The organism is [Limnothrix rosea] IAM M-220 (assembly GCF_001904615.1).
Lineage (GTDB): Bacteria > Cyanobacteriota > Cyanobacteriia > Cyanobacteriales > MRBY01 > MRBY01.
In genome coordinates this window covers 126,752-135,658 of the sequence record NZ_MRBY01000004.1, presented here as the reverse complement: position 1 = coordinate 135,658, position 8,907 = coordinate 126,752, and the positions used below count along the sequence as shown (strand labels likewise).

The window sequence follows — 8,907 nt, the reverse complement described above, 5'->3', positions numbered from 1 at the left end:
GCTCTTTTAGCTCTTCGTAATACATTGCTTTGTTTCTTCATTCCCCTAATTCCATCTTTTTCTATTTTATTCATGCAAGAGGTCTATTGGCTTTGACTATGAATTCTTCTTTGGGAGGGAGACTGGTGTTTTCTCGTTGTCTCATCATTTTTTGCAATGGCGATAACGAGCATATTTACTGAATGATTCTCAGCCATAGGCGAATGAAGATGGCTCGTTCAAATTTCTGGCAGAATTAAGCAATCTCTACAATCGTAGTTCAGATCGAGTAATAATCATCTGATATTAACTATTTGATTATGAAATATTTTAAAGATTTACAGGTAAGAAAAAGAGGCGATCGCCCTATTCACTCCTGTTTGGATTGCAATCAACAAAACTAATCGATTCATCATCTAAAAAACTGTCGATTGAATCATATTTTTATTTCTGCAAAACTTGAGAAACGATCAATTTTTCTTCTGCATTGTTCTGTTGAAGAAAAGCTGAAACAAGCTGCTCTGAACCTTCAAAAATAGCCTCATCATAGAGACCTTCATTCATCGTTAAAACAGTGATTTTTTCAGTCAAAGGATCAACAATCCAATATTCATTAATGCCTCGTGCCTGATACTGTGCCCGTTTATAGCGATAATCGCGAGTAATATTTTCTTTTCCCGGCGATACTACTTCAACCAATAATTCTGGTTTTGGCATATCAAGCATGATGGTTGCTCTCGTTGCTCCTTCAAGGGCGATCGCCGCTTCCTCTGACAAAACCATTAAATCGGGCACACGCACTGAAACCTTAGAGCCAGTGACCGCAATCTCAGCGCCAATTCGTAAACAGTAAGAGGGAATACCTAATTGAGCAAAATAAATTAAGAGAAAAGTTGCAATGCGTTGATTTAAATCGCTTTCTGGTGGCATCTCCCGTAACTCCCCATTTTCCAATTCATAGATAGCGTCATCTTCCGGTTGGTAAGCCAGATATTCCTCAAGGGTCATGCCCCGTGAAACAGTTGCAACCATTGCGATTTTCTCCCTTAACATTGCCAGCCTTTGCTCTAATTTTGGCACAACTCAAACAAGTCCCTATCGAAATGCCGAAAATTGACCCATAATGAACGATGGTTAAACAGCGATCGCCAAAAAAATAGAGAAATCATGCGCCTTTCAGAAAGTTTATTCGTCACCCTCCGAGAAGTTCCTGCTGATGCAGAGATTCCCAGTCATCAGCTCCTATTGCGGGCGGGCTATATTCGTCGGATTGGCCGTGGTATTTATGCTTATCTACCGATGATGTGGCGAGTGTTGCAAAAAGTGTCGGCGATCGTCCGGGAAGAAATGAACGCGACCGGCGCACAGGAAACCCTGTTACCGCAGCTCCAACCCTCCGAACTCTGGAAAGACTCTGGCCGTTGGGATACCTACACGAAAGCTGAAGGCATCATGTTTTCCCTCACGGATCGCGTTGATGGCGAGCTAGGTCTTGGTCCCACCCACGAAGAAGTGATTACCGCTGTGGCGAGGGATATGATTCGGTCCTATCGCCAACTGCCCCAACATCTTTATCAAATTCAAACCAAATTCCGCGATGAAATTCGTCCCCGTTTTGGCTTGATGCGTGGTCGGGAATTCATTATGAAAGACGGCTATTCCTTCCATGCCAACGAGGAAAGTCTCAAGGAAACCTACGCCGAAATGGATCAGGCCTACCGTAATATGTTGCGCCGCTGTGGTCTGGAATTTCGGGCGGTTGAGGCAGATTCTGGGGCGATCGGGGGTTCTGGCTCGCAGGAATTTATGATTTTGGCGGAAGCGGGTGAGGATGAAATTCTCTACACCGACGATGAAAAATATGCTGCTAATACTGAGAAAGCCGTTTCTTTGCCTGCCGATATGGTTGAGTCTCCCTTCACCAGTTACGAAAAGCGAGAAACTCCCAACACTGCAACCATCGCCACATTAAGTGAATTGCTTGATTGTTCACCCACCGCAATTGTGAAAAATGTCTTGTATCAAGTGGTTTATGACAACGGCAAAACGGTTTTGGTTTTAATTTCGATGCGTGGCGATCAAGATGTTAACGAAGTGAAATTAACCAACGAACTCACAAAACTTGCGCCGAATTACAAAGCTAAAACTATTATTTCGTTAACGGTTCCCGATGCCGATGCGCAACAAAAATGGGCGGCAAAACCGTTACCGCTTGGCTATATTTCTCCCGGTTTAGCAGATGAATATATTGCGGGTTCAAAGGAGATTGAAAGCAAATTTCTGCGCATGGTGGATGAAACTGCCGCTGACCTGAAAAACTTTGTTACGGGTGCGGATGAAACCAATTTCCACGTCCTTGGTGCAAACTGGGGTTCTGAGTTTACCTTGCCTAAATTGAAAGTTGATATTCGTCTCGCCATGGCTGGCGATCGCGCGGTTCATGATCCGAGCCAAACCTTACAAACAGCACGGGGTATTGAAGCGGGTCATATTTTCCAATTGGGCACGAAGTATTCCGAGGCGATGGGGGCAACTTTTACCGACGAAGATGGCAAAACGAAGCCGTTAGTGATGGGTTGTTACGGCGTGGGGGTTTCCCGTTTGGCTCAGGCAGCAGTGGAGCAATCCTACGATAAAAATGGCATTATCTGGCCTGTGGCGATCGCCCCCTATCATGCGGTGGTTGTCGTGCCGAATATTAAAGATGCCGACCAAATGGCAGCGGCAGAAAAACTTTATACCGAACTCAATGCGGCAGGTGTCGAAACCATTCTCGATGACCGCAAAGAACGGGCGGGCGTGAAATTTAAAGATTCTGAATTAATTGGTATTCCCTTCCGTGTGGTTACTGGAAAATCTCTCAAGGACGGCTTGGTTGAAGTTGTCAAAAGAAAAGAGGGCGATCGCCAAGATCTGCCGCTCAATCAAGTAGTTTCTACGATCAAAGGCTGGGTAGACGAAGCCACAAAATAAGCTCAAATCACGCTAAAAAGGGAAGTCGTTATCATTAATCTAGGTTGAGACGATTTCCCTTTTTAATTGCTATGACTCACACCCCAATTATTCCAAGTACAGCCTACGATCAAGACTATCAACTATGGTTGCAACAAACCCTAGAAAAGTTACGTTTAGGTCATTATGAAGCCGTAGATTGGGAAAATTTAATTGGTGAAATTGAGTCTATAGGTAAAGGCGATCGCCCAGCTATTGCCCTAGATGATGGAGTTAATAAAACCATAAAAAATTGGGTTGGAGTCGTGACCGAAGCCCCAACTCACAACCCAAAAATTAGGCATGCTTGATTCAAAAAGTGCTACTTTTCATATTCGCTAATCCGACCTGAGGGAATGGGTCTGGGAGTGAATGGCAAGGGAAATTCATCCCGCATTTTACAAACTTGCTCGTAACATTGGGGGGGCGTAATCGGGAGATTTTTAAGGTTAAAAAATGTGACCTGATTCGCTGCTTCCAAGAGAAAGATTAAGTCGGTGCTGGGATCGTAGGTATCCACAGCTTCTAGAATGTGGGCATTCATAAAATGGTGGCGTAAAATCACCGTGTCGGGCGCGGCCAACCAAGCATTTAAGCAGGCTGCCAGACGAGAACGGGGTACAAAATGGGTTTGGAATGTTTCGCCGGTGATGCCCATGGCAGGGGAGTTCGTGCTGCAAATAATCACACCGCGATCGCCGCCTAAATAGCCTGTCCAAGCATTATGACCAAGGGCGAGCAAATTGGTGGCAATAAAATCTTGCTGCCAATCAGGGGTCGTGGGAATTTCGCTCATCAGCACCTCTCCGATCGATTCTCGCCAAGTTGAAATTCTGCCCAACGCCGTTGCATTTGGTGGTAACAATCACGGGGGGGAATCTTGGTCTGGCGGATTAAATTTATCTCGATGCCACAGTCACTGATGATGGTGATCACGATGGCTTCGGTGGGATCATAGGTGGCGATCGCCGGCAACAGGATCGAGACCTGCTCGCTGGTTAAATTAAACGCCGAGGACCGCTGCGCCACTTGCCTGTGCGGCACATATTCCTGACGAAAATCTAAAGTATCAATGCGCCAATCCATGGTGGGGGCGATCGCCTCCCGAACCTCACAAATCACCACACCTCGTCCGCCACTGAGATAACCAGCCCAAGCGGTGTACCCAAGGTGCAAAATATTGTGCTGAATAAAGCGATGTTGCCAGTGACCAGAGCGTCCTTGCCAGAGGTCATTAGGCCTTTGCATTCGCTTCCCCCCGCAATTTCTGCGCTGCCGCCACCATATTTTTCAATGCCGGGACGACCTCCTCCCAACGGCGCGTTTTTAGCCCACAGTCTGGATTTACCCAAATTTGTCTGAGGGGTAAAGTCTGAATGCCCGCCTGCAATTGCTGCGTTAACTGCTCCGTAGTCGGCACTACCGGACTATGGATGTCATAAACCCCATTGCCCACCTGATGGGAATAGCCCGCTGCCGTCACTTCCTGCAACGTGCGGTTATTACTACGGCTATTTTCAATGGAAATGACATCCGCATCAAGGCGTTCGATATCTTGGATAATGTCCCCAAATTCGCAATAACACATGTGAGTATGGATCTGGGTCTGGGGTTGGGCGATCGCCGTCGATAACCGGAACGCATCCACCGCCCAAGTCAAATATTCACCCCAATTTTCCAACTTCAGCGGTAGCCCTTCCCGTAACGCCGGTTCATCCACCTGAATCACCAGTGAACCCGCCGCCTCCAAGTCCGCCACCTCTTCCCGCAGCGCCAAAGCAATCTGGAACGCTTGTTCCTGCCGCGAAATATCTGTCCGGGGAAAAGACCAATTGAGAATTGTCACAGGCCCCGTGAGCATCCCCTTAACCGGCTTCTCCGTTAAGGCCTGAGCCACCTTAAATTCCCGCACCGTCATCGGTTGAGGGCGAGCCACATCCCCAAAAATAATCGGCGGACGCACATAACGGCTGCCATAACTTTGCACCCAACCATTGGTCGTAAACGCAAATCCCGATAACTGTTGACCAAAATATTCCACCATATCCGTCCGCTCAAACTCCCCATGCACCAACACATCAATGCCGATGTCCTCTTGGAGCTTGATACAGTCAGCAATATGGGCATCAATGGCGGCTTGATATTCAGCCTCAGTCAATTTTCCTTGCTTATATTTCACCCGTAGCTGCCGCACCTCGGAGGTTTGGGGAAAAGAGCCGATGGTGGTGGTGGGTAAAGCGGGCAGGGGCAGTTGGCGATCTAACCGCAATGTATAGGAGAGCGATCGCTGGAAATCATCAGCCGTTAATTTTTTCAGCGCAGCCTGCACCTGCGTATTCGCCGAACTAAATTTTTCAAACGCTGACCATTGGGCTTGCAAAGTCGTGAGCGATGCATTGGCATCATCCCCAGAAAGCAGCTTGGCCACCATAACCACTTCCCCTAGCTTTTGCGCCGCGAAACTCAAAACATTACGCAGCGGCTCCGGCAATTTAGTTTCTCTGGCAGCATCGTGGGGGACAAATTGCAGGGAAGCAGAGGGCTGAATCCAAAAATTTTCCGTCACCGCTTGAATGGCTTTCACCGTAGATAATACCGATTCTGGGCGAATCTTCCAGATATTACGACCATCCACAATGCCCACGCCCAACCGCTTATCGGCGGGGAAACCGTGGCGTTGCAACAATTCCAGATTATTACCCCGCGTAAAATCGAGACTAATACCCGCGACAGGCAATGCTTTTACCCAAGGATAGGCCGTTCCCAAATCGTCGAAATAGGTAACGAGGTGAATGGCTAAACCCGCTTGGGCCAGTTGCTGATAGGTTTTCGTCACAGCCTCTTGTAGATCGTTAGCTTCGCTCGTGACGAGAATTGGCTCATGGAGTTGCACCGCCGTAACCCCCATGGCTTTGAGTTGATTGAGGAGGTCACCATATAGGGGCAGTAGTTGATCGAGGTGCGCGGCAAAGTTGCCCTCGACGCGGCTCAGTTTTAACAATGTGATCGGACTCAGGATAATGGGCATCAGGCGATCGCCAAGAATAATCTGCGATCGCCCCACAGTCGCCAAAAAATCCTCAAAATTGGCTTGGGGTTTAGCATCCGCCGCAATTTCCGGCACAAGATAATGGTAGTTCGTATCAAACCACTTCGTCATTTCCAGAGCCGGTATCCCATCCCGCCCCCGCGCCATCGCAAAATATTGCTCCAACCCAGACAAATGACGAAAACGCTCAGGAATCAAACCCAGCCGCACAGTCCAATCCAACACATGATCATAAAGAGTATGATCACCAACCCCCACATGATCAATGCCAGCATCCCGTTGGGTTTGCCAATTATCCGCTTCGATCCCACGGACAATTTTCAACAAAGTTTCCGCGTCTGACTTCCCCCGCCAAAAAGCCTCCAAAGCCTTCTTCACTTCGCGGTTTTTGCCAATGCGAGGATAACCCAAAGTTGCAGTTTGAATCGTCATAATTGTAACGTCCTAAATTTCAATAAAAACAACAAAATCAATAACTTTCAAAACAAATTTTGACAAGCAAAACCGAGCCTATTCATCAATAAAAAATAGGATGATTTTGAGCACAGTCTTGCCCTTATTTTGCTACGGGTTTAAAGGAAAAATCTCCAAGTAGATAAACCCTGATGATGGCAATCTTTACTTGCCTTAGAGGTGCTATTTTTGGGGTGCGCCATATTTCGCCAAGCCATGCCACGGAGAAATGCTCCTTTGTGGGCAGAGCCTAGGGACAAAATGCCACGCACTCGATTGGGTAACCTGCGGCAAGACAAGCAAAATCAAGCACAGCAAGGATTTCAACCAATCCCAAAAAGGTCGTAAGCAGCCTAATAATCGGCAATATTCAGTCTTAGGGAGAGCCTAGGACTGGAACTTTATGTAATGACGGCGTAAGTAAAAAGATCGAAAAAAAGCTGGATTTAGCATCACCTGTACCTCGCAGATGTTATGTAACGGGTTGATTTTCGGCGGGCATTCTGACTTGGAGAATAGTATTTCTCTTTACAGTTGCGGGACAGCGGTAGATTTGCACTACTCTTTCCCCCTTGCGTCTGATGGCTGCTCCCCATCGGAACCGATAATTTATCTTACCACTTTGAGTGGAAGCTGGAAGAAAATGGTGATTTAAAGTGGTTCTTTTATGGTGGATTTTTGTGTTATTGAAATAGCTGTGGCTTTTGTTATTTTAATTTTTTCAATGATGGGGCTATTTTCTGATGGCGAAATAGTAATCTTAGGGGGAGATAAAAAAATAGAGTGTTCTTGTTTGTTGCAGATATATTGTTGTTTTCTAGGCGTTATGCCAGTTGTCACGTTTAGGGCTCAAGGCGATTCGTGAAAATCGCTAGGGCAATCATCGGCATCAGACAAATTAATCCTTGGGTGAAGGTGAGAGGTGCTGTCTTAAATAAATGCTTCATCACACTCCATTGACTAAAAAACGATTTGCAGGGCGATCGCCTTTTGTCTCGGTACAGTTTTTATTGAAAAATCTCCCTTGAAGTCCCGTCAAAAACTGGGGGCGATCGCCAAGATACTGCATGGAAGACGTTACTTTGAAAATTAAAGATTGAGTACAAGAAGCCCTTTAATTAATTGCATATGCACACAGAGTCGAAAATCAACAGCTTTGAGTCGTTGTATTTTCACTCTTTATGTTGAAATTTAATTATTTACTACGTCATTGCATTAACAATATAATCAATAAATTTATTTAAGTAGCTTCTTTAGAAGATTTATCATTCATAATGCTCCCAGCCTGAGACATTTGAATGAACATCATCAACCCGCGAATAAACAAGATTACGCCAGCCATTTCCAAGCTTTCCTCAACAGTTGTAATCATGCTATAGGAAAAATTGTTAGAGCCATATAATGCAAAAAAATAGCCCCCAATCAACTCAGTGCCGATAGCTCCTGATAGAAAAATTGAAGCTGCAAGAATAATTTTTTTACTCGTCTGATGAGGTAACATTCTCAAAAAAGGATAGAAATATGGCACTAGGAAAATAATTAAAATAATAGCTGGAATCACCCATGCAAATCGAAAAAGACCCAAGTGCTCTACGTTCAAACGACTAGTGAAGAAATTATGTACAGGTTCAATTAGTCGCTCATGAAACGAAAGCCACTCATCCAGTGACATAAAAGCAAAACCAAATCCTAATATCCACCAGTAGCGCGAGACTAATCCCCTCTTGACTTGATCATAGGCAATTATCAGAAGCAAACTCGCCGCAAAAAGTAATAAAAAAGAGGAGAAAATAGTAGGTATATTTTTTTCATTATCAACATAAAACATTGTAGACAAAATATTTTGCCATCTGTTTTGGCTAGAGAAAAATCTCATCATCTGACCAAGAATACTAGTTAAAACTAGACTTATGGATATTCCCCCTAAAAAATATGTGATTAAATTTATTTTTGCTTTACTTAAATGCATGTTTTACTATGTCTTAATAGTTATACTTAAACTGTAATTGGAAAATTCATTTCAAATATCCTGACCAAAATGCATTATAAAAAATGCATTTAAATCCTTAATCATATATTTTCATTTCTGATTCCTGCCAAAATAGCCCTAAGATTTTTATTGAATTCACATTCGGAAATAGTCCTAAAGTAGTAATTTTAGTCAAGCTCATATATGTCGGATTAATCAGTATTCTTTGTGAAATTGTTCCTAGAACATCCCTCAAGAATAAAAAAGTAGGAGTCGGAAAAAAAACAAGGATGGCGATCGTCAAGACATTGCCCTCAAAGAAGTCGTTGCTACGCTCAAAAGTTGGATGGGAGTAGCCCCGAAATAACCTCTTACACTTCCATAACCGACGAATCAGCAGATTAATAAGTGCCGCATTGAGTATGCTAGCTTCTATAAAGTCCTTAATGGAACGCAAACCTTTCCC

7 protein-coding genes and 1 riboswitch are annotated in these 8,907 nt (G+C 44.8%); of the genes, 2 read left to right on the top strand and 5 right to left on the bottom strand.

Features of this window, described 5'->3' with window-relative positions; translation table 11 throughout:
- Positions 1-423: 423 nt before the first annotated feature.
- Positions 424-1,011 carry a Uma2 family endonuclease gene (locus NIES208_RS03225; protein WP_216349347.1) on the bottom strand — a complete coding sequence of 196 codons (588 nt, stop codon included), beginning with the start codon at positions 1,009-1,011 and terminating at the stop codon, positions 424-426.
- Between the two features lie 135 nt (positions 1,012-1,146).
- Here NIES208_RS03225 and proS point away from each other — a divergent pair, with 135 nt between their 5' ends.
- Complete coding sequence (gene proS / locus NIES208_RS03220) at positions 1,147-2,952, top strand: proline--tRNA ligase (protein ID WP_075889669.1); 1,806 nt, start codon at positions 1,147-1,149, stop codon at positions 2,950-2,952.
- 71 nt (positions 2,953-3,023) lie between these two features.
- Entirely contained in the window at positions 3,024-3,281 is a 258-nt protein-coding gene (locus NIES208_RS18335) for a DUF29 family protein (protein WP_084176514.1), read from the top strand.
- Positions 3,282-3,292: 11 nt separating this feature from the next.
- Here NIES208_RS18335 and NIES208_RS03210 read toward each other — a convergent pair whose 3' ends face one another.
- The 4 genes from NIES208_RS03210 to NIES208_RS03190 form a co-directional block, all read right to left on the bottom strand.
- The gene (locus NIES208_RS03210) at positions 3,293-3,766 is read right to left on the bottom strand and encodes a hypothetical protein (RefSeq protein WP_075889645.1); all 474 of its coding nucleotides are present in this window, start codon (positions 3,764-3,766) and stop codon (positions 3,293-3,295) included.
- The gene (locus NIES208_RS03205; protein ID WP_075889643.1) at positions 3,766-4,218 is read right to left on the bottom strand and encodes a hypothetical protein; all 453 of its coding nucleotides are present in this window, start codon (positions 4,216-4,218) and stop codon (positions 3,766-3,768) included. The genes NIES208_RS03210 and NIES208_RS03205 overlap by 1 nt, the downstream gene beginning before the upstream one ends.
- Positions 4,205-6,451 (bottom strand): 5-methyltetrahydropteroyltriglutamate--homocysteine S-methyltransferase, encoded by a 2,247-nt coding sequence (metE, locus tag NIES208_RS03200; RefSeq protein ID WP_075889641.1) that lies wholly within the window; start codon positions 6,449-6,451, stop codon positions 4,205-4,207. The genes NIES208_RS03205 and metE overlap by 14 nt, the downstream gene beginning before the upstream one ends.
- Before the next feature lie 497 nt (positions 6,452-6,948).
- Positions 6,949-7,093, bottom strand: a riboswitch (cobalamin riboswitch).
- Positions 7,094-7,712: 619 nt separating this feature from the next.
- Entirely contained in the window at positions 7,713-8,441 is a 729-nt protein-coding gene (locus NIES208_RS03190) for a hypothetical protein (protein WP_139324970.1), read from the bottom strand.
- Positions 8,442-8,907 lie beyond the last annotated feature (466 nt).